This is a genomic window from Streptomyces sp. Z26, assembly GCF_003665095.1.
GTDB lineage: Bacteria > Actinomycetota > Actinomycetes > Streptomycetales > Streptomycetaceae > Streptomyces > Streptomyces phytohabitans.
In genome coordinates, this window is record NZ_RCHV01000002.1 from 5,212,501 (window position 1) to 5,233,257 (window position 20,757).

At 70.2% G+C, this 20,757-nt stretch carries 11 protein-coding genes and 2 rRNA genes (1 of these 13 only partly in view); 11 read left to right on the top strand and 2 right to left on the bottom strand.

Annotation, left to right across the window (positions count from 1 at the left end):
• From D7M15_RS22725 to D7M15_RS22735, 3 genes are all read left to right on the top strand, one after another.
• Positions 1 to 1,557: ribosomal RNA gene (locus D7M15_RS22725) — 23S ribosomal RNA — on the top strand (it extends 1,572 nt beyond the left edge of the window).
• A gap of 66 nt (positions 1,558 to 1,623) precedes the next feature.
• Positions 1,624 to 1,740 (top strand): 5S ribosomal RNA (rrf, locus tag D7M15_RS22730).
• Between the two features lie 98 nt (positions 1,741 to 1,838).
• Positions 1,839 to 2,525, top strand: coding sequence for a DegT/DnrJ/EryC1/StrS family aminotransferase (locus D7M15_RS22735; protein WP_121519188.1), 687 nt, complete (start codon positions 1,839 to 1,841; stop codon positions 2,523 to 2,525).
• Positions 2,526 to 2,623: 98 nt separating this feature from the next.
• Here the strand turns inward: D7M15_RS22735 and D7M15_RS22740 are convergent, their stop codons facing one another.
• Positions 2,624 to 5,254, bottom strand: coding sequence for a SpoIIE family protein phosphatase (locus D7M15_RS22740; RefSeq protein WP_206337510.1), 2,631 nt, complete (start codon positions 5,252 to 5,254; stop codon positions 2,624 to 2,626).
• Positions 5,255 to 5,618: 364 nt separating this feature from the next.
• Here D7M15_RS22740 and D7M15_RS22745 point away from each other — a divergent pair, with 364 nt between their 5' ends.
• The 8 genes from D7M15_RS22745 to D7M15_RS22785 all read left to right on the top strand — a co-directional run bounded on the left by D7M15_RS22745 (position 5,619) and on the right by D7M15_RS22785 (position 19,733).
• Complete coding sequence (locus tag D7M15_RS22745; protein ID WP_121519190.1) at positions 5,619 to 11,243, top strand: HAMP domain-containing protein; 5,625 nt, start codon at positions 5,619 to 5,621, stop codon at positions 11,241 to 11,243.
• A gap of 248 nt (positions 11,244 to 11,491) precedes the next feature.
• Positions 11,492 to 12,175, top strand: a complete 684-nt coding sequence (locus tag D7M15_RS22750; protein ID WP_121519191.1) for a response regulator — start codon at positions 11,492 to 11,494, stop codon at positions 12,173 to 12,175.
• A 279-nt stretch (positions 12,176 to 12,454) separates the two neighbouring features.
• The gene (locus D7M15_RS22755) at positions 12,455 to 15,223 is read left to right on the top strand and encodes a DNA translocase FtsK (protein ID WP_121519192.1); all 2,769 of its coding nucleotides are present in this window, start codon (positions 12,455 to 12,457) and stop codon (positions 15,221 to 15,223) included.
• Between the two features lie 187 nt (positions 15,224 to 15,410).
• Entirely contained in the window at positions 15,411 to 16,205 is a 795-nt protein-coding gene (locus tag D7M15_RS22760; RefSeq protein ID WP_121519193.1) for a helix-turn-helix domain-containing protein, read from the top strand.
• Between the two features lie 81 nt (positions 16,206 to 16,286).
• On the top strand, positions 16,287 to 17,810 hold the full coding sequence (gene rimO / locus D7M15_RS22765; RefSeq protein WP_121519194.1) for a 30S ribosomal protein S12 methylthiotransferase RimO: 1,524 nt from the start codon (positions 16,287 to 16,289) through the stop codon (positions 17,808 to 17,810).
• Positions 17,807 to 18,673: a CDP-diacylglycerol--glycerol-3-phosphate 3-phosphatidyltransferase gene (gene pgsA, locus D7M15_RS22770; protein ID WP_240649431.1), complete on the top strand. Its 867-nt coding sequence runs from the start codon at positions 17,807 to 17,809 to the stop codon at positions 18,671 to 18,673. Before rimO ends, pgsA begins: the two co-directional genes overlap by 4 nt.
• Entirely contained in the window at positions 18,666 to 19,178 is a 513-nt protein-coding gene (locus D7M15_RS22780; protein ID WP_121521253.1) for a CinA family protein, read from the top strand. The genes pgsA and D7M15_RS22780 overlap by 8 nt, the downstream gene beginning before the upstream one ends.
• A 162-nt stretch (positions 19,179 to 19,340) precedes the next feature.
• Positions 19,341 to 19,733 (top strand): helix-turn-helix transcriptional regulator, encoded by a 393-nt coding sequence (locus D7M15_RS22785; protein ID WP_121519195.1) that lies wholly within the window; start codon positions 19,341 to 19,343, stop codon positions 19,731 to 19,733.
• Positions 19,734 to 19,962: 229 nt separating this feature from the next.
• Here D7M15_RS22785 and D7M15_RS22790 read toward each other — a convergent pair whose 3' ends face one another.
• The gene (locus D7M15_RS22790; RefSeq protein ID WP_121519196.1) at positions 19,963 to 20,751 is read right to left on the bottom strand and encodes a DNA-formamidopyrimidine glycosylase family protein; all 789 of its coding nucleotides are present in this window, start codon (positions 20,749 to 20,751) and stop codon (positions 19,963 to 19,965) included.
• Positions 20,752 to 20,757: the final 6 nt, after the last annotated feature.

Genomic DNA, 20,757 nt, shown 5'->3' on the forward strand with positions numbered 1-20,757 from the left:
CCGCTCCAGCTCCCTTCGGGGTGTTGGGGTGTGGTGGAGCCGACGGTCCAAGTCTGTAGTAGGTGAGTGATGGGGTGACGCAGGAAGGTAGTCCAGCCCGGGCGGTGGTTGTCCCGGGGTAAGGGTGTAGCCCGTTGTGCAGGTAAATCCGTGCAACTTGTGGGTGAGACCTGATGCCGAGCCGATTGTGGTGAAGTGGATGATCCTATGCTGTCGAGAAAAGCCTCTAGCGATGTCGTACGGCGGCCCGTACCCTAAACCGACTCAGGTGGTCTGGTAGAGAATACCGAGGCGTTCGGGTGAACTATGGTTAAGGAACTCGGCAAAATGCCCCCGTAACTTCGGGAGAAGGGGGGCCACGTCTGGTGATCCAATTTTCTTGGTGAGCTGGGTGTGGCCGCAGAGACCAGCGAGAAGCGACTGTTTACTAAAAACACAGGTCCGTGCGAAGCCGTAAGGCGATGTATACGGACTGACGCCTGCCCGGTGCTGGAACGTTAAGGGGACCGGTTAATCAGTATTCGTTCTGGTGAAGCTGAGAACTTAAGCGCCAGTAAACGGCGGTGGTAACTATAACCATCCTAAGGTAGCGAAATTCCTTGTCGGGTAAGTTCCGACCTGCACGAATGGCGTAACGACTTCTTGACTGTCTCAACCATAGGCCCGGTGAAATTGCAGTACGAGTAAAGATGCTCGTTTCGCGCAGCAGGACGGAAAGACCCCGGGACCTTTACTATAGCTTGATATTGGTGTTCGGTTCGGCTTGTGTAGGATAGGTGGGAGACTGTGAAGTGGCCGCGCCAGCGGTTGTGGAGTCGTTGTTGAAATACCACTCTGGTCGTGCTGGATGTCTAACCTGGGTCCGTGATCCGGATCGGGGACAGTGTCTGGTGGGTAGTTTAACTGGGGCGGTTGCCTCCTAAAGAGTAACGGAGGCGCCCAAAGGTTCCCTCAGCCTGGTTGGTCATCAGGTGGTGAGTGTAAGTGCACAAGGGAGCTTGACTGTGAGACTGACGGGTCGAGCAGGGACGAAAGTCGGGACTAGTGATCCGGCGGTGGCTTGTGGAAGCGCCGTCGCTCAACGGATAAAAGGTACCCCGGGGATAACAGGCTGATCTTCCCCAAGAGTCCATATCGACGGGATGGTTTGGCACCTCGATGTCGGCTCGTCGCATCCTGGGGCTGGAGTCGGTCCCAAGGGTTGGGCTGTTCGCCCATTAAAGCGGTACGCGAGCTGGGTTTAGAACGTCGTGAGACAGTTCGGTCCCTATCCGCTGCGCGCGTAGGAGTCTTGAGAAGGGCTGTCCCTAGTACGAGAGGACCGGGACGGACGGACCTCTGGTGTGCCAGTTGTTCTGCCAAGGGCATGGCTGGTTGGCTACGTTCGGGAAGGATAACCGCTGAAAGCATCTAAGCGGGAAGCCTGCTTCGAGATGAGGGCTCCCACCCCCTTGGTGGGGTTAAGGCTCCCGGGAGATGACCGGGTTGATAGGCCGGATATGGAAGCCTAGTAATGGGTGGAGTTGACCGGTACTAATAGGCCGAGGGCTTGTCCTTAGATGTTCGCGTCCACTGTGTGGTTTCTGAGACCACAACCGCCATATACGGCGTGTTGGGTTGGGTTTCGGTGGTTATAGCGTGAGGGAAACGCCCGGTTACATTTCGAACCCGGAAGCTAAGCCTTTCTGCGCCGATGGTACTGCGAGGGGGACCTCGTGGGAGAGTAGGACACCGCCGAACAATCATTGAAGCCGTGGTCCCGGGATTTCGATCCTGGGACCACGGCTATTTTGCGTTACGTCACCCCGAGTTCACGTTGGGCGGGGAGCATCCGCTGCATGGGGACGACACAGTTGAGGGACGCCGGGCTGCGCGCCGGCGACGAGGTGGTACTTCCTGCGTACGGCGGTGGCGAGGTCGCCCAGGCCGTACGGGAGACGGGAGCGCGTCCGGTCGTCGTGGACATCGACCCCCGGAGCTTCTGCATAGACCCGGCGGCGGTCGCGACCGCCGTCAACGGACGGACCACCGCGATAGCGCCCGTTCACCTCTTCGGGCACCCCGCCGACATGGCGCGGCTGCGGGACCTGGCGGAGCGGCACGAGCTGCGTACCGTCGAGTTCGGGCTGCCGCCGCACGCTCCGTCGCTGGACGCCGTACGTCGCCGGAAGAACGCCGACTTCCTGTCCTCGCGTCTGACCGGCGTGCGGGTGCCGTCCGTGGCGCAGGGGGTGGAGCACGCGTACGACGAGTACGTGGTGCGGGTGCCGGGAAACGGTCGTCCCGACCGGGACGCCTTCAAGCACGCCCTCCGGGCACGCGGCGTGAACTGCTGGGTGCCGGTGAGGATGCCGGTGCACTGGATGCCCGGATTCCGTTCCGGCGAGCGCCTGCCGGAGGCGGAGCGCGCCGCCGACGAGTGCCTGGCCCTGCCGGTCGACGCGTCGATGACGAGGCGCGAGCTCCAGCGTGTGGTGTCCGCCTGCAACTCCCTCGGCGGACTCCTCCTCGAACCCGCCTGCTGACACGGCCCCGAGTCTCCGCCGAGCGCGCCCCGCAGGAGACCCTGTGGGGCACCCGTGTGTGCGCCGTCCCCGCCGACCGGACCGGAGCACGCGGTGCGTCAGCCCGGCTCGGCCTGCGGCGCCGGTACCCGCATCGCCAGGATGGCCATGTCGTCCGAGGGCGCGGCGCTCGCGAAGCGCTCGACCGTACGCATGATGCGCGCGGCCACGGCGCCCGCGTTGAGCCCGGTGCACGCGGTGAGGGCGTCGCTGAGGCCGTCGTCGCCCAGCATCCGCGTGCCCTCGCGGCGCTCCGTGACGCCGTCGGTGACGCAGAGCAGGACGTCGCCGGGGTCGAGGACGACCGTCTCCTCGTAGAGTTCGAGATCGTCCATCACGCCCAGCAGCGGCTGCGGTTCGGCGGCGGGCGCCACCGTCCCGTTCGGGCGGAGCCGGAGCGGCAGCGGGTGGCCCGCGCAGACGACCTTGAGTTCGGCGCTGCCGTCCGGCTGCGGCCACAGCTCCCCGTACAGCAGGGTGAGGAAACGGCTGCGGGTGCCCTCGTCGAGGATGGCGGCGTTGAGGCGTTCCAGCACGGCCGGTCCGCCGAAGCCCTCGCGGGCGAGCAACCGCAGTGCGTGCCGGGCGAGTCCGGTGACCGCGGCAGCCTCCGGGCCGGTGCCGCAGACGTCACCGATGGCGAAGCCGTACGCGCCGTCGCGGATCTCGAAGAGGTCGTAGAAGTCGCCGCCGACCTCGTTGCCCTCGCCCGCGGCGCGGTAGATGACCTCGACCTCGACGCCCGGCACCTCGGGCAACTCCGGTGGCAGCAGGCTGCGTTGGAGGGACTGGCTGATGGCGGTGCGTTCCGAGTAGAGCCGGGCGTTGTCGAGCGCGAGCGCCGCCCGGCGGGACAGGTCCTCGGCCAGTTCCAGGATCTCCTGGCGGAAGCGTTCGTCGGTGGGCTTGCCGAGGGTCAACATGCCGATGACGCGGTTGCGCGCGACCAGCGGCAGCACCACCGTCTCACCGCCCACCGCGGCCGCCGTGGCGAGGCTGGCCGCGGGGGAGAAGCGGTGGTCGTCGGTGCCCATGCCCGCGTTCCGCAGCGAGGTGCGGAGGGCGGCCGAGTGCGCCGCCTCCGTCGGGGCGGTCCACACCCGGGCGCCCGGCGTCGGTACGGGGTCGGGCGCGTCGACCCGGCCCAGCAGGGCCTTGAGGCTGTCGATCCGGTCCTCGTCCTCGTGCAGTACGTAGGAGAGGGTCGGCTCGGAGCCCTGGTCCGCGACTGTGTAGACGGCGCACCAGGTGGCGAGGGTGGGGACGGTCATCTGCGCCATCAGCGCGAGGGTCTGGTCCCGGTCTAGCGTGCCCGCCAGCAGGTCGGACGCCTCGACGAGGAACGAGAGCGAGCCGCGCCGCAGCCGTTCCAGCTCGGTGAGCCGGGCCCGTTCGACGGCCAGGGCGATGCGGTCGGCGGCGAACTGGAGGCGGAGCGCCTCCTCGTTCGTGTAGCGCGCCGAGGACTCGGCGGCGACGCCGAGGGAGCCGGTGAGGCGGCCCTCGACCTTCAGCGGGACCGTGACGACCGAGCGCATGCCCGTACCCGAGAGCAGCGGCACCGCGCCGGGTACGACGCTCAGGTCCTCGTGGACGGACGGCATCCGCGCGGAGCCGTACCGTCCGCTGCCGCCCTCCACGGGCACCCGCGCGAACCGCTGGCGGGCGGCGGGCAGCCCGGTCGAGGCGCGTACCTCCAACTCGGTCTCGTCGTCGGTGGCCAGCAGCAGGTACGCGGCGTCGCCGTCGAGCATGTCGCGGGCGCGTTCGACCGTACGTTGCAGCAGGCCGTCCAGGTCGTCCGGCGCGGGCGAGCCGATGAAGACCTCGAACGGGTCGGACGTGGGCCGCTCCCGCCCGTCGCCGGAGGCGGCGTCGGGGGCCGGGCCGCGCTGCGGCGACTGGAGGACCGCGCGCTCGTGGTCGGGGACCAGCAGGCAGACGGTCGACGGCTCGCCGTCGCTGTCGCGGACGCGGAGGTGGGAGGCGTAGACGGGGACCGTACGGCCCTCGTGGTCGCGCACCCCGTACGAGCCCTCCCAGCGGGACAGCCGGAGCGCCTCCGCGATGCCGGTGCCGGTGCCCGGGGTGTGCGGCCAGGCGGCGAGGTCGGTGAGGGGTTTGCCGAGGACCTGTTCGGGCGTGTGGCCGAAGAGTTCCCGTGCGTCGCTGTTCCAGGCGGAGACGTTGCCGCCGCGGTCCACCTGGACGACGCCGACCCGTACCCGCGTCGCGGCGACGGGCAGTGCCGTGTCCGGTACGCACGGCCCGGCGGAACGGGTGCCCACGGGGCGGTCGGGGAGGTCGAGGTGGAACCAGACGCGTTTGTCGGCCGCGGTGTAGTCGACGCCCCAGCGGGAGGCGAGCGCGGAGCAGAGGAGCAGGCCCCGGCCGCCCTCGCGGTCGGGGCTGCCGAACGGCTGTCCGGCGTCGTGGAGCGGAAGCTCACGTTCGGGGTAGTGGTCGGCCACTTCGACGCGTACGCCCTCGGCGTCGCGGAAGCACAGCACGTCGGCGGCGGTGCCCGCGTGCACGACGGCGTTGGTGACCAGCTCGCTGGTCAGGACCACCGCGTCGTCGACGATGTCCCCCAGGCCCCACCCCTGGAGCGTGTCCCGTACGAAGCCACGGGCGGCGGCTACCGAGCGTCCGACCGGCTCGAAGGTGGCGGCGGCCCGTGCGGTGATCACTGGTCTCCCCAAGGCTGTCTGGTCGCTGCTCGCCGCGACGGGTGTGCGCTGGGCGCCGATCACGGCCGCCTGCTCTCGCTCGGCGCTCTTGTCTGGCATTCCCCGGCGCCCCTCCGTGTTGCCGTAGTGCTCTCTCCGCCGCCCCCTCCCGGCGCACCGGAGCCATGTGGACAGCCGCATGCCAGGTTACTTACGTTCGCATGGTGCGCGGGCGCCGGATGCCGGTGTTTCCCCGGAGGAGCGTGCCGGGAGAGAGGTATGCCATGCTGCCGAACTGTTATCGCCTGGTTCAGCCGGGGTGAAACACTGGGAAGGCTCGAAGCAAATGCCCGGGTAGGACGGTCGACCCTACGGGAGGGACACGGTGGAGTCTGGCGCAGCGACGCGCGGTACGACGACGCGCGCGAAGGGCGGGCGCTCCCGTAAGAGCGGCACGGTCGAGGTCGACGCGGCTTCCCTGAACAGACTGCTGAACGCGCTGTCGTCGATGCGGGACGGGAACTTCCGCAAGCGGCTGACCGTCACCGGCGACGGCCCGATGGCGGAGATCGCCGCGGTCTACAACGACGTGGCCGACCGCAACCTGCATCTGACCAGCGAGCTGGCCCGGGTACGCCGGGTCGTGGGCCGGGACGGCAAGCTCACGGAGCGGCTGGAGACGGGCGCGTGCGAAGGTGCCTGGGCGGCCGCGATCGACGGGTCGAACGCCCTCGTGGACGACCTCGTACGGCCGGTCTCGGAGGTCGGCCGGGTGCTGACCGCGGTGGCCGAGGGCGACCTGGAGCAGCGGATGGACCTCCGCGCACCGGGGACGGAGGGGGCGGCGCACCCGCTGCGGGGCGAGTTCCTGAAGGTCGGCCGTACGGTCAACGGGCTCGTCGACCAGCTGTCCGCGTTCACCGACGAGGTGACGCGGGTGGCGAGCGAGGTCGGTACGGAGGGCAAGCTGGGCGGGCAGGCGCGGGTGCGCGGCATGTCCGGCTCCTGGAAGGACCTGACCGACTCCGTCAACACGATGGCGTCCCGGCTGACCGCCCAGGTGCGGGACATCGCGCTGGTGACGACGGCGGTGGCGAAGGGCGACCTCTCGCGGAAGGTCACGGTCCACGTGGCCGGCGAGATGCTCGAGCTGAAGAACACCGTGAACACGATGGTGGACCAGCTGTCTTCGTTCCAGTCCGAGGTGACGCGCGTCGCGCGGGAGGTCGGCACCGAGGGCGAGTTGGGCGGTCAGGCGCAGGTCGAGGGTGTCGCGGGGGTGTGGAAGGACCTCACCGACTCCGTGAACCTGATGGCGGGCAACCTCACGTCGCAGGTGCGGGAGATCGCGCAGGTCACCACGGCCGTGGCGAGCGGTGACCTGTCGCAGAAGATCACGGTGAACGCGCGGGGCGAGGTGGCGCAGCTCGCCGAGACGATCAACGCGATGACGGAGACGCTCCGTACGCTCGCGGACGAGGTGACGCGGGCCGCCAGCGAGGTCGGTACGGAGGGCGTGCTCAGCGGTCAGGCGCAGGTCCCGGGCGCGGCGGGCATCTGGAAGGACCTGACGGACTCCGTCAACAGCGCGTTCCGGAACCTGACCGCGCAGGTGCGGGACATCGCGCAGGTGACGACGGCGGTGGCCAACGGCGACCTGTCGCAGAAGGTCACCGTGGACGTGTCCGGCGAGATGCAGGACCTCAAGAACACCGTCAACACGATGGTCGACCAGCTTCGCTCGTTCGGTGACGAGGTGACCCGCGTCGCGCGGGAGATCGGCGTCGAGGGCGAGCTGGGCGGTCAGGCGCAGGTGCCGGGCGCGGCCGGTACGTGGAAGGACCTGACGGACTCGGTCAACACCGCGTTCCGCAACCTCACCGGCCAGGTGCGGAACATCGCGCAGGTGACGACGGCGGTGGCCAACGGCGACCTGTCGCAGAAGGTCACCGTGGACGTGTCCGGCGAGATGCTCCAGCTGAAGAACACCGTCAACACGATGGTCGACCAGCTGTCCGCCTTCGCGGAGCAGGTCACGCGGATGGCGCGCGACGTGGGTACGGAGGGCCGCCTCGGCGGCCAGGCGCGCGTGGACGGGGTGTCGGGCACCTGGAAGGACCTGACCGACTCCGTCAACTCCATGGCGGGCAACCTGACTTCGCAGGTGCGGCAGATCGCGCAGGTGACGACGGCGGTGGCCCGGGGCGACCTGTCGCAGAAGATCCAGGTCGACGCGCGGGGCGAGATCCTCGAGCTGAAGAACACGATCAACACGATGGTCGACCAGCTGTCCGCCTTCGCCGACCAGGTGACGCGGGTGGCCCGCGAGGTCGGTACGGAGGGCCGCCTCGGCGGCCAGGCGCAGGTGCCCGGTGTCGCGGGTGTGTGGCGGGACCTGACCGACTCCGTGAACGGCATGGCGGGCAACCTCACGGCCCAGGTGCGGAACATCTCCCAGGTGGCCACGGCGGTGGCGCGCGGCGACCTGTCGCAGAAGATCGACGTGGACGCGCGGGGCGAGATCCTCGAGCTGAAGACGACGATCAACACGATGGTCGACCAGTTGTCGTCGTTCGCGGAGCAGGTCACACGGGTCGCCCGTGAGGTCGGTACGGACGGCATCCTCGGCGGTCAGGCCGAGGTCAAGGGCGTGGCGGGCACCTGGAAGGACCTCACGCAGTCCGTCAACTTCATGGCGAACAACCTCACCTCGCAGGTGCGCAACATCGCGGAGGTGACGACGGCCGTCGCGCAGGGCGACCTCTCGAAGAAGATCACCGTCGACGCCAAGGGCGAGATCCTGGCCCTGGTGACGACCGTCAACACGATGGTGGACCAGCTGTCGTCGTTCGCGGAGCAGGTGACGCGGGTCGCCCGCGAGGTGGGCACCGAGGGGCAGTTGGGCGGCCAGGCACGCGTACGGGACGTGTCCGGCATCTGGAAGGACCTGACGGACAACGTCAACCTGATGGCGAACAACCTCACCGGCCAGGTGCGGAACATCTCGCAGGTGGCCGGGGCCGTCGCCAACGGCGATCTGACGAAGAAGGTCACCGTCAAGGCGAGCGGCGAGGTGGCCCAGCTCGCGGACACCGTCAACACGATGGTGACGACGCTGTCGTCGTTCGCGGAGCAGGTGACCCGGGTCGCCCGCGAGGTCGGCACGGACGGCGTGCTCGGCGGGCAGGCGCGGGTGGTCGGTGTCGCCGGTACGTGGAAGGACCTCACCGAGTCGGTGAACTCGATGGCGTCCAACCTGACCGGCCAGGTCCGCAACATCGCGATGGTCACCACGGCCATCGCGCAGGGCGACCTGACGAAGAAGATCGACATCGAGGCGAGCGGCGAGATCCTCGAACTCAAGACGACGATCAACACGATGGTGGACCAGCTGTCGCTCTTCGCGGAGCAGGTCATCCGCGTCGCCCGCGAGGTCGGTACGGAGGGCCAGTTGGGCGGCCAGGCCCGCGTACGGGACGTGGCGGGCACCTGGCAGGACCTCACCGAGTCCGTGAACGAGATGGCGAACAACCTGACCTCGCAGGTCCGGTCCATCTCCGACGTCGCCACCGCGGTGACCCGCGGCGACCACAACGTACGTATCGACGTGGACGCGTCGGGCGAGATCCTGGAGCTGCAGGGCTACATCAACTCCATGATCACGAACCTCCGCGAGACGACCCTGGCCAACAAGGAGCAGGACTGGCTCAAGAGCAACCTCGCCCGCATCTCCGCCCTCATGCAGGGTCGCCGCGACCTCACGGACGTGGCCAGCCTCATCATGAGCGAGCTGACGCCGGTGGTCTCCGCCCAGCACGGCGCGTTCTTCGTGGCCGTACCGGTCGGCAGCGGCAAGGAGGGCATAGGGGGCGGCGAGATCGGCGCGGTCACCGGCGAGAACGTCTCGTACGAGCTGCGCATGCTGGGCAGCTACGGCTACGCGATGGGCACCATGCCCACCACCTTCGGGCCCGGTGAGACGCTGATCGGCACGGCGGCGGAGCAGAAGCGCACCATCCTGGTGGAGCACGCCCCGCCCGGCTACCTGAAGATCTCGTCCGGGCTCGGGGAGGCGCCCCCGTCGCACGTGATCGTGCTGCCGGTGATCTTCGAGGGCACGGTGCTCGGCGTGGTCGAGCTGGCGGCGTTCCAGCCGTTCACGCAGATCCAGAAGGACTTCCTCAGCCAGATCGCCGAGGTCATCGCGACCAGCGTGAACACCATCAGCGTCAACACCAAGACCGAGGTGCTGCTGCGGCAGTCGCAGGAGCTGACCGAGCAGCTCCAGGAACGTTCCGGCGAGCTGGAGAACCGGCAGAAGGCGCTCCAGGAGTCCAACGAGCAGCTGGCCGAGAAGGCCGAGCAACTGGCGCAGACCAACAGCGAGATCGAGATCAAGAGCCGCGAGATCGAGGAGGCGCGGCAGGTGCTGGAGGAGCGCGCCGAGCAGCTGTCGGTGTCGATGCGCTACAAGTCCGAGTTCCTGGCGAACATGTCGCACGAGCTGCGCACCCCGCTCAACTCGCTGCTCATCCTGGCCAAGCTGCTCGCCGACAACGCCGAGGGCAACCTCTCCCCGAAGCAGGTGGAGTTCGCCGAGACCATCCACGGCGCGGGTTCGGACCTCCTCCAGCTGATCAACGACATCCTCGACCTGTCCAAGGTCGAGGCGGGCAAGATGGAGGTCACCCCGACCCGTATCGCCCTGGTGCAGCTCGTGGACTACGTGGAGGCGACGTTCCGGCCGCTCACGGCGGAGAAGGGGCTCGACTTCTCGGTACGGGTCTCGCCCGAGCTGCCCGTCACCCTCAACACCGACGAGCAGCGGCTGCTCCAGGTGCTGCGCAACCTCCTGTCGAACGCGGTGAAGTTCACCGAGACCGGCGCCGTCGAGCTGGTCATCCGGTCGGCGGGGGAGAGCGTGCCGGACTACGTACGCGAGCAGATGCTGGAGCACGGCTCGCTGCGGGAGGCGGACGCGGACCTGATCGCGTTCTCCGTGACGGACACGGGCATCGGGATCGCGCAGAGCAAGATGCTGGTGATCTTCGAGGCGTTCAAGCAGGCGGACGGGACGACGAGCCGGAAGTACGGCGGTACGGGGCTGGGCCTGTCGATCAGCCGGGAGATCGCCGGGCTGCTCGGGGGCGAGATCCACGCCGTCAGCGAGCCGGGCCGCGGCTCCACGTTCACGCTCTACCTCCCGCTCCAGCCCGCCGAGTTGCCCCCGCAGGGCTACCCGCAGCTCACCACCGCGGCCAAGCCGGCGCTCGCGCCCGCCCCGCGGCCGGAGCCGACGGTTCCCGGCGCGGTGTCGGAACCGGAGCCCAGTGCGGACGGCGGGCCCGGGGCGGAGTCCGACGAGGTGCCGGACGGCGTGGAGGACGCCGCCGGAGACCCCGCGGACGGCGACGCGTCCGCCCTGCCGGAGGAGGACACGGGAGGGCCGGAGGCGGACGCACAACGCGCCGCCGCGTCGCTGGCGCACCGGCGCAGGCACCGGGCGGGACGGCGGAGCGAGTTGGGGCCGCCGCTGACGGAGCAGCAGTTCCCGGACCGGATGGCGGCCCAGGGCGGTGAGTCGTGGCGCAACAACGGCCAGGACCTCGTACGTCCGGAGCCGACGCCCGCGTTCCACGGCCAGAAGGTGCTGATCGTCGACGACGACATCCGGAACGTCTTCGCGCTCACCAGCGTGCTGGAGCAGAACGGGCTCCAGGTGCTGTACGCGGAGAACGGCCGCGAGGGCATCGAGGTGCTGGAGCAGCACGACGACGCCGCCGTGGTGCTCATGGACATCATGATGCCGGAGATGGACGGGTACGCGACGACAGCCGCGATCCGTCGCATGCCGCAGTTCGAGGGGCTGCCGATCATCGCGCTGACGGCGAAGGCGATGAAGGGCGACCGGGAGAAGAGCATCGAGGCGGGGGCGTCCGACTACGTCACCAAGCCGGTGGACACCGATCACCTGTTGTCCGTCATGGGACAGTGGATGGACACGCGCTGATGTGAAACGGTGGTGGAGAACCGCGCTCTGTTGACGGAGTGTGGTCAATTACGTGTGGAAGCGCGGGAAACCGGGAACCTTCCGTTGTCCTGGGCCGTTTCTGATACGTGCACAGTGACATCACGGTGACAGGGTGTGGTGAGCCGTCGGGTGCGGCTACCATGACCGGCACAAGGACGGGCGGCGGCCGACAGGTGCCGCCCCCAGGGGCGGCGTCCGGTGGGCTGCCGGGGCGAGGAGGACGGGCCATGGTGCAGAAGGCCAAGATCCTCCTGGTCGATGACCGGCCGGAGAATCTGCTGGCGCTGGAGGCCATCCTCTCGGCGCTCGATCAGACGCTGGTGCGGGCATCGTCAGGGGAGGAAGCGCTCAAGGCGCTGTTGACGGACGACTTCGCGGTCATCCTGCTGGACGTCCAGATGCCGGGCATGGACGGTTTCGAGACGGCGGCGCACATCAAGCGCCGCGAGCGGACCCGTGACATCCCGATCATCTTCCTGACGGCCATCAACCACGGCCCCCACCACACGTTCCGCGGATACGCGGCGGGCGCGGTGGACTACATCTCGAAGCCCTTCGACCCGTGGGTGCTGCGCGCGAAGGTGTCGGTCTTCGTCGAGCTGTACATGAAGAACGTGCAACTGAGGGAGCAGGCCGCGCTGTTGCGACTCCAGCTGGAGGGCAGCAGACAGGTGGAGGCCGCCGCGGAGCCGTCCGAGCCCGCCGGTCTCCTCGCCGAGCTCTCCGCCCGGCTCGCCGCGGTGGAGGAGCAGGCCGAAGCCCTGTCCAAGCAGTTGGGCGACTCGTCGGACGCGGGTGCCGTCGCGACGGCCGCGCATCTGGAGCGCAAACTGACCGGTCTGCGCAGGGCACTTGACGCCCTGGAGCCCGGAGCGGGCGGCGCGGCCGCGCAGTTGCCCTCGCAGAACTAGCGCGACGCGGGACCCGGCACCGGGCTCCGGCGAAGCGCGTACGAACGCGGGCGCGTGCGGCGGACCGTACGACCACGCCGGAGCACACGTTTCCGGTCAACCACGGCCCGGCCAGGTGCGGTGACGGCGGTGGTGGGCAGCCGTACGGATCGCGCCATCACGGCCCGCCCGCACGCCCGCTGACCGGCCGTCATCCGCCGTGCGTCGCCGCCCCGTACGTTCCGGCCGTCCCACGGATCGTCCGTGCTCCATGCGGGTAACTTCTGTAATCTCAGCACCATGGCCTCACGTACGCCCGGCAAGGCCGCCGCCAAGAAGGCGCCCGCGAAGAAGGCCGCGGCCAAGAAGGCCCCGGCGAAGAAGGCCGCACCCAGAAAGGCCCCGGCGAAGAAGGCCGCCGCCAAGAAGACTCCCCCCAAGCCCGCGCCGTCGCCCACCAGCGGCGTGATCAGGCTCCTGCGCGCCTGCTGGCTCGGCACCGCGCACGCCGTCGGCGCGACGTTCCGCGGCATAGGAGCGGGAGCCCGCGGCCTGGACCCCGCGCACCGCAAGGACGGCCAGGCGCTGCTGCTGCTCGGGATCGCGCTGATCGTCGCGGCGGGCACGTGGTCGGATCTGCGCGGCCCGGTCGGTGAGCTGGTCGAGATCCTGGTGACCGGCGCCTTCGGCCGCCTCGACCTGCTGGTGCCGGTGGTGCTCGGGGCCATCTCCGTACGCCTCATCCGCCACCCGGAGAAGCCGGAGGCCAACGGCCGTATCGTGATCGGCCTTTCGGCGCTCCTCATCGGCGTGCTCGGCCTGGTGCACCTGGCGTGCGGGTCGCCGCGCCGGGGCGAGGGCGCCGAGGCGCTGCGCGAGGCCGGGGGGCTCGTCGGCTGGGGCGTGGGGGCGCCGCTGGTCGGCACCGTGGGCGACGTGCTGGCCGTTCCGCTCCTCTTCCTGCTGACGGTGTTCGGGCTGCTCGTCGTCACCGCGACGCCCGTGAACACGATTCCGCAGCGGATGCGCGGCGCGCTCGTACGGCTGGGCCTGCTGACCGACCCGTACGCGGAGTACGGGTACGAGGAAGGCGACGACGAGTACGCCGACTTCGACGAACTCCTGGACGACGACGCCGACCAGCGCCGTCCGGGCCGCGTCAGCATGCGCAAGGACCTCGACCCGGCCACCGCCGAGGAGGAGGCCCTGCGGCAGCGCCGCGGCGGACGCAAGCGCGGCGCGCAGCCCCGGCTGCCGGACGTCGCGGAGACGGACTCCGGCCCCCGTGCGCCCGACCCCGTGGACGTCGCCGCCGCTGCCGCCGCCGCCCTGGACGGTGCCGTGCTGCACGGCGTCCAGCCGCCCCCGGTGGACCCCGACGACCTGGGCACGGACCCGTTGACCGGCGCCCCGCTCGCGTACGGGCAGGACGCGGTGGGTGTCGAGCAGGCCCCGTCCCCGGCCGTCCCCGGAGCCCGCGGCGGGCAGGGCGGGGGCGGTACGCCCGGTCCCGTGCCCGACCTGACGAAGGCCAGCAGCGCGCCCGAGTCGGGCCCGTTGCCGCCCCGCGCCGAGCAGTTGCAGCTGGCGGGGGACATCTCGTACTCCCTCCCGTCCCTCGACCTGCTGGAGCGCGGCGGCCCCGGACGCACCCGCAGCGCCGTCAACGACCAGGTCGTCTCGTCCCTGACGAACGTGTTCTCGGAGTTCAAGGTCGACGCCACGGTCACCGGCTTCACGCGCGGCCCGACCGTCACGCGCTACGAGGTGGAGCTGGGCCCGGCGGTCAAGGTCGAGAAGATCACGGCCCTGGGAAAGAACATCGCGTACGCCGTCGCCAGCCCCGACATCCGGATCATCAGCCCCATCCCCGGCAAGTCGGCGGTCGGCATCGAGATCCCGAACAGCGACCGCGAGATGGTCAACCTCGGTGACGTCCTCCGCTCCGCCCTCGCCAGCGGCGACGAGCACCCGCTGCTCGTCGGTCTCGGCAAGGACGTCGAGGGCGGCTACGTCTCGACCGACCTGACGAAGATGCCGCACCTGCTGGTCGCGGGCGCGACCGGCTCCGGCAAGTCCTCCTGCATCAACTGCCTGATCACGTCCGTGATGGCGCGGGCCACGCCGGAGGACGTACGGATGGTGCTGGTCGACCCGAAGCGCGTCGAGCTGACGGCGTACGACGGCATCCCGCACCTGATCACGCCGATCATCACGAACCCGAAGAAGGCCGCCGAGGCCCTCCAGTGGGTCGTGCGCGAGATGGACCTGCGCTACGACGACCTCGCGGCGTACGGCTACCGCCACATCGACGACTTCAACGCGGCGGTGCGCAGCGGCAAGGCGCAGGCGCCGGAGGGCAGCGAGCGGGAGCTGACGCCGTACCCGTACCTGCTGGTCATCGTGGACGAGTTGGCGGACCTGATGATGGTGGCGCCGCGCGACGTGGAGGACGCGATCGTCCGCATCACGCAGCTCGCCCGCGCGGCCGGCATCCACCTGGTGCTCGCCACCCAGCGGCCGTCCGTGGACGTCGTGACCGGCCTGATCAAGGCGAACGTGCCGTCGCGGCTGGCGTTCTCCACGTCGTCGCTCGCGGACAGCCGCGTGATCCTCGACCAACCGGGCGCCGAGAAGCTGATCGGCAAGGGCGACGGGCTGTTCCTGCCGATGGGCGCGAGCAAGCCGATCCGTATGCAGGGCGCCTACGTGACCGAGGACGAGGTCGGCGGGGTCGTCGAGCACTGCAAGGCGCAGATGGCCCCCGTCTTCCGGGACGACGTCACGGTCGGGCAGGGCAAGAAGAAGGAGATCGACGAGGAGATCGGGGACGACCTGGACCTGCTCTGCCAGGCGGCGGAGCTGGTGGTCTCCACGCAGTTCGGCTCCACCTCCATGCTTCAGCGGAAGCTGCGGGTGGGCTTCGCGAAGGCCGGTCGGCTGATGGACCTGATGGAATCGCGGGGAGTCGTGGGCCCGAGTGAAGGCTCCAAAGCTCGCGATGTGCTGGTAAAGCCGGATGATTTGGACGGCGTGCTGGGCGTGATCCGCGGGGAGACTCACACGTAAGAGTGAGTCAGGCAACCGTTTTCGACCGCGGTACGTCAACCTGAAGTACGGGGCGGCTCGATGGCCCACCGTCAGGCGGCAGGCACTCCTGATGGCGGACAAATCCGGCCCGCCCGCTTGCCCCACGCTTTCGCGACCCCCCTAGACTGAACTTCCAGCAGGTGGCTGAAGCTCGAAAGGCGCCCTCGTGTCCATCGGCAACTTCCCCGAAGAGGACCGGCCCACGGTCGGTCGAGCCCTCCATCAGGCCCGGATCGACGCACGCCTGACCGTGGACGAGGTCAGTACGGCGACCCGGGTACGCGTCCCCATCGTGCACGCCATCGAGGAGGACGACTTCTCACGCTGCGGCGGCGACGTCTACGCCCGCGGCCACATCCGTACGCTCGCGCGCGCCGTCGACCTCGACGCGGAAGCCCTCGTCGCGCAGTACGACGAGGAGCACGGCGGCCGTCCCGAGCCCACCCCCGCGGCCTCACTGTTCGAGGCGGAGAGAATCCGTCCCGAGCCGCGCCGCCCGAACTGGACGGCGGCCATGGTCGCGGCGATCGTCGCGGTCGTCGGCTTCGTCGGCTTCACCCTGTTCAACGGGGGCGGCGACGAGTCCGGCAGCCAGGTCGCGGACAAGAAGCCGTCGGCCGCTCCCACCAAGGAGAAGCCGACCCCGACCCGCCCGTCCGACCCGAAGCCGTCCGAGAGCGCCGTCGCGGGCGTCCCGGTCGACAAGGTCACCGTCCGTATGGTCGCGGACGACGGCAACAGCTGGGTCTCCGCCGAGGACAGCGCCGGCAAGCTGCTCTACGAGGGCCCGCTGAAGGACGGCGCGACCAAGACGTTCACGGACGACGAGCGCATCGACCTCGTCCTGGGGAACGCCGGTGCCGTGCGCCTGTGGGTCAACGGCAAGGAGGTCGACCGGATCGGCGACGCGGGCAACGTGGAGCGGGTCAGCTACACGCGCGGCGACCCCGAGCAGGGCTGACGGAGGGCTGCCGGTGAGACCGGCGGCCCTCTGTTTTCGGCCTTTGGAGGACGGCGGCCAGGGACGACGTAGGCTGCTCCCATGCCCGAACCCCGTACCGTCGCCCTTGTCACGCTCGGATGCGCCCGCAACGAGGTGGACTCCGAGGAGCTCGCCGGCCGCCTGGCGGCGGATGGCTGGGCCCTCGTCGACGAGGCCGCCGACGCCGACGTCGCCGTCGTCAACACCTGCGGCTTCGTCGAGGCCGCGAAGAAGGACTCCGTCGACGCGCTGCTGGAAGCCAACGACCTGAAGGATCACGGGAGAACGCAGGCCGTGGTCGCCGTCGGATGCATGGCGGAACGGTACGGCAAGGAACTGGCCGAGGCCCTGCCCGAAGCGGACGGGGTGCTCGGCTTCGACGACTACACGGACATCTCCGAGCGGCTGCGGACCATCCTCGCCGGTGGTGTCCACGCCCCGCACACCCCGCGTGACCGGCGCAAGCTGCTCCCCGTGAGCCCCGCCGAGCGCCAGTCCGCCGGGACCGGGGTGGCCCTGCCCGGACACGGCGCCGCCGCCCCCGAGGCCCCGGCCGAGACGCCCGTCGCGCCGCCCGCGGACCTGCCCGCCGGAGTGGCCCCCGCCTCCGGGCCGCGCGCCCCGCTGCGCCGCCGTACGGGGAACAGCCCCGTCGCCTCCGTGAAGCTCGCCTCCGGCTGCGACCGCCGGTGCACGTTCTGCGCCATCCCGTCGTTCCGCGGCTCGTTCATCTCCCGCCGCCCCGCGGACGTCCTGAACGAGACGCGCTGGCTGGCGGAGCAGGGCGTACGGGAGGTCATGCTCGTCTCCGAGAACAACACCTCGTACGGCAAGGACCTCGGTGACGTACGGCTGCTGGAGACCCTGCTGCCGGAGCTCGCGGCCGTCGACGGCATCGAGCGGGTCCGCGTCAGCTACCTCCAGCCCGCCGAGCTGCGCCCCGGCCTGATCGAGGTGCTGACCTGCACGGACAAGGTGGCACCGTACTTCGACCTGTCGTTCCAGCACTCCGCGCCCGGGGTGCTGCGCGCGATGCGGCGCTTCGGTGACACGGACAGCTTCCTCGGGCTGCTGGAGTCGATCAGGGGGAAGGCGCCGGAGGCGGGCGTACGGTCCAACTTCATCGTCGGCTTCCCCGGCGAGACCGAGGCGGACGTGGCGGAACTGGAGCGTTTTCTGGGGGCCGCGAGGCTGGATGCGATCGGTGTGTTCGGGTACTCGGACGAGGAAGGCACCGAAGCGGCCACCTACGAGGACAAGAACGCCCCGGAGGAGGTCGCCGCGCGGCTGGAACGGATCTCACGGCTGGCCGAGGAACTGACGGCGCAGCGGGCCGAGGAGCGCGTGGGCGACACCGTACGGGTCCTGGTGGAGACGGCGGGCGACGGCGACGCGGACTCCGAGGGCCCGGCCGGGCGCGGGGCGCACCAGGCGCCCGAGACGGACGGGCAGGTTCTGCTCACCGGCTCGGGGTCACACGCGCCGGTGGTCGGACGTATGGTCGAAGCGAGAGTGGTGGCGACCGAGGGAGTGGACCTGGTCGCGGAGCTGCTCACCGGCGGGAGCGAGGAGGCGGGCGGATGACGGGAGTGCCGGCCTCCGCGGCGGGCAGCGGGCCGGTGGCCAAGCCGAAGGCCGCGGTGGCGGTGCGGCAGGTGAGCTTGTGGAACATCGCCAACATCCTCACCATGATCCGGCTTCTGCTGGTGCCCGGCTTCGTCGCCCTGATGCTGGCCGACGGCGGGGACGACCCGAAGTGGCGGGCGTTCGCCTGGGCGGCGTTCACCGTCGCGATGATCACCGATCTCTTCGACGGCGAGTTGGCCCGGCGCTACGACCTGGTCACCGACTTCGGGAAGCTCGCGGACCCCATCGCGGACAAGGCGATCATGGGCGCCGCCCTGGTCTGCCTCTCCGCCCTCGGTGACCTGCACTGGTGGGTGACCGTGGTGATCCTCGTCCGTGAGTTGGGGATCACCGCCATGCGCTTCTGGGTCATCCGCCACGGCGTGATCCCCGCCAGCCGTGGCGGGAAGGTGAAGACGCTCACGCAGGGCGTGGCCGTCGGCATGTACGTGCTCGCGCTGACCGGACCGCTCGCGTCGCTCCGCTGGTGGGTGATGGGCGCGGCCGTGCTGCTGACGGTGGGCACCGGCGCGGACTACGTACGGCAGGCGGTCGTCCTGCGCCGGGCCGGGCTGGCCGCGGAGAAGGCGGTCGTCGTGGTGGCGGCGGAGGGCACGTTGCTGGCGGACGGGACCGTGGTCGCGGACGGGGCCGTCGTCGCGGAGGTCGCGGCGGCCGTCGTTACCCCGGAGGTCGCTTCCCCGGCGGTCGTCGACGAGGTGGAGTCGGCCGTCGGGGCCGGTGGTGAACCGGCGACCGCGGGCGAGGCGCGGGACCCCGTCGACGGCGGCGCGCGCCACCGGGGCCACGTCGGTGGATGACGCCGCCGACGTCCTGGAGGAGCTGGCGCGGCGGGGCGGGTCACTCGCGGTCGCGGAGTCGCTGACCGGCGGACTCGTGGCGGCCCGCGTCACGGACGTGCCGGGTGCCTCCCGCGTGTTCCGCGGGTCGGTCACCGCGTACGCCACCGTGCTGAAACGGGACGTGCTGGGCGTGGACGGTGACCTGTTGGACGCCCGTGGCGCCGTCGACCCGGAGGTGGCACTGGGGATGGCGGGGGGCGTGCGACGGGCGTTGGGCGCCGACTGGGGCATCGCCACCACCGGTGTGGCCGGGCCCGCGCCGCAGGACGGGAAGCCGGTCGGCACGGTCTTCGTGGCGGTGGTCGGGCCGGGGCGCGGAGCGGGCGCCGTTCGGGAGTTCCACCTGGAAGGAGACCGTACGGCGGTGCGTGGAGCGGCTGTTCACGCCGTACTCGGTCTGCTGCGGGACGAACTGTTCGCGAATGGCGGGGCGGCCTACGGGGAACATCACGGGGAGATTTGATGTTTGCAGCCCTGAGTGAACACCGCAGCGCTCCCCGCACGGGCACAGCCCAAGGGGGTACGGTGGTGCGTGAAGGATGACGGGCCCCCAGGGCCCAGCCGCATGACCATCGCAGCATGGGGCACGCAGATGACGCCGCGCGTTCTAGAGGGAGGAGCACCGATGATCCTGCTCCGTCGCCTGTTGGGTGACGTGCTGCGTCGGCAGCGCCAGCGCCAGGGCCGTACCCTGCGCGAAGTCTCTTCGTCCGCACGTGTTTCGCTGGGTTATCTCTCCGAGGTGGAACGCGGGCAGAAGGAGGCATCATCCGAGTTGCTCTCCTCGATCTGCGACGCCCTCGAAGTACGGATGTCGGAGGTCATGCGCGAGGTGAGCGACGAGCTGGCGCTCGCGGAACTCGCCGAGTCCGCGGCCAGCGACACCGTACCGGCACCGATGCGGTCGATGCTCAACCCGATCGAGCGTATGACGTCTGTGACTTCGGTCACCGGAGTGCCCGACGAGCGCGTCACCATCAAGGCACCGACCGAGGCAGTGGACGTCGTCGCGGCCTGACCCGGGGACACCGTCCGCACGGTGTGGCGGACGGACCGGCGGTCGCCGCGCGCGGCAGGACGGCGCGCGGTAGACGCCCGCGACGCAGACGTACGACGCATGTGGACGCAGCACGAGGCCCCACCGGGAGCATCCGGTGGGGCCTCGTCGCGTACGGCGGCGGGGCGCGAGTCGCCTTACGGGGACGGGGAGTTCGCGTGCCCGGGCGATCGGCGCGTACGCGACGTGGTCACGGCGCGGGCTGACAGCGCGGGCACCAGTACACGACGCGCCGCTCCGCTGCCGGGCCCGACTCGGCCGAGCGCACCGGAGTGCCGCAGCGCAGGCACGGGCGGTGCCTGCGGCCGTACACCCAGAGGGAGTTGCCCCGACGGCGGTCCCCGGTGGTGTTGCGGGCCGTACGCGTCCTGTTGGCCTCCAGCAGCCGCTGGGCGAGCGCCACGAGCCGTTCCGGCGACGGGAGTTCACCGACGGGAGTCCAGGGGACCACGCGCACGAGGAAGCACAGCTCGGAGCGGTAGACGTTGCCGACTCCCGCCAGGTTGCGCTGGTCGAGCAGGGCCTCCCCGACGGGGCGGGCGGGGTCGGCCAGCAGCCGGCGCAGTGCCTCGTCCGGGTCCCAGTCGGGGCCGAGCAGGTCCGGGCCGAGATGGCCCACGGCGTGGTGTTCGTCGGACGTACGGAGCAGGTCGAGCAGCGGCAGACGGTAGCCGACGGCGGTGCGGTCCGCGGTGCCGAGCACCGCGCGCACCTGGTACGCCGGGCCGCCACGCCAGCGCTCGCCCGGCGCGTGCAGCCGCCAGGCGCCCTCCATGCCCAGGTGCGAATGGAGGGTGAGGCCGCCCTCCACGCGGGTCAGCAGGTGCTTGCCGCGCGGGGTGACGTCCAGGACGCGGCGCCCCGTCAGGTCCTTCGTGGCGAGCTTCGGCACCCGCAGGTCGCTGCGGGTCAGCAGGGCACCGGCGAGCGCGCCGTGCAGCTCGTGCGCGGTGCGCCAGACCGTGTCTCCCTCGGGCATGGGGCC

Coding starts and splice junctions, on each gene's coding strand:
- D7M15_RS22735 (WP_121519188.1), top strand. CDS start 1,839: ATGGGGACGACACAGTTGAGGGACGCCGGGCTGCGCGCCGGCGACGAG.
- D7M15_RS22750 (WP_121519191.1), top strand. CDS start 11,492: ATGGTGCAGAAGGCCAAGATCCTCCTGGTCGATGACCGGCCGGAGAAT.
- D7M15_RS22755 (WP_121519192.1), top strand. CDS start 12,455: ATGGCCTCACGTACGCCCGGCAAGGCCGCCGCCAAGAAGGCGCCCGCG.
- rimO (WP_121519194.1), top strand. CDS start 16,287: ATGCCCGAACCCCGTACCGTCGCCCTTGTCACGCTCGGATGCGCCCGC.
- pgsA (WP_240649431.1), top strand. CDS start 17,807: ATGACGGGAGTGCCGGCCTCCGCGGCGGGCAGCGGGCCGGTGGCCAAG.
- D7M15_RS22785 (WP_121519195.1), top strand. CDS start 19,341: ATGATCCTGCTCCGTCGCCTGTTGGGTGACGTGCTGCGTCGGCAGCGC.
- D7M15_RS22790 (WP_121519196.1), bottom strand. CDS start 20,751: ATGCCCGAGGGAGACACGGTCTGGCGCACCGCGCACGAGCTGCACGGC.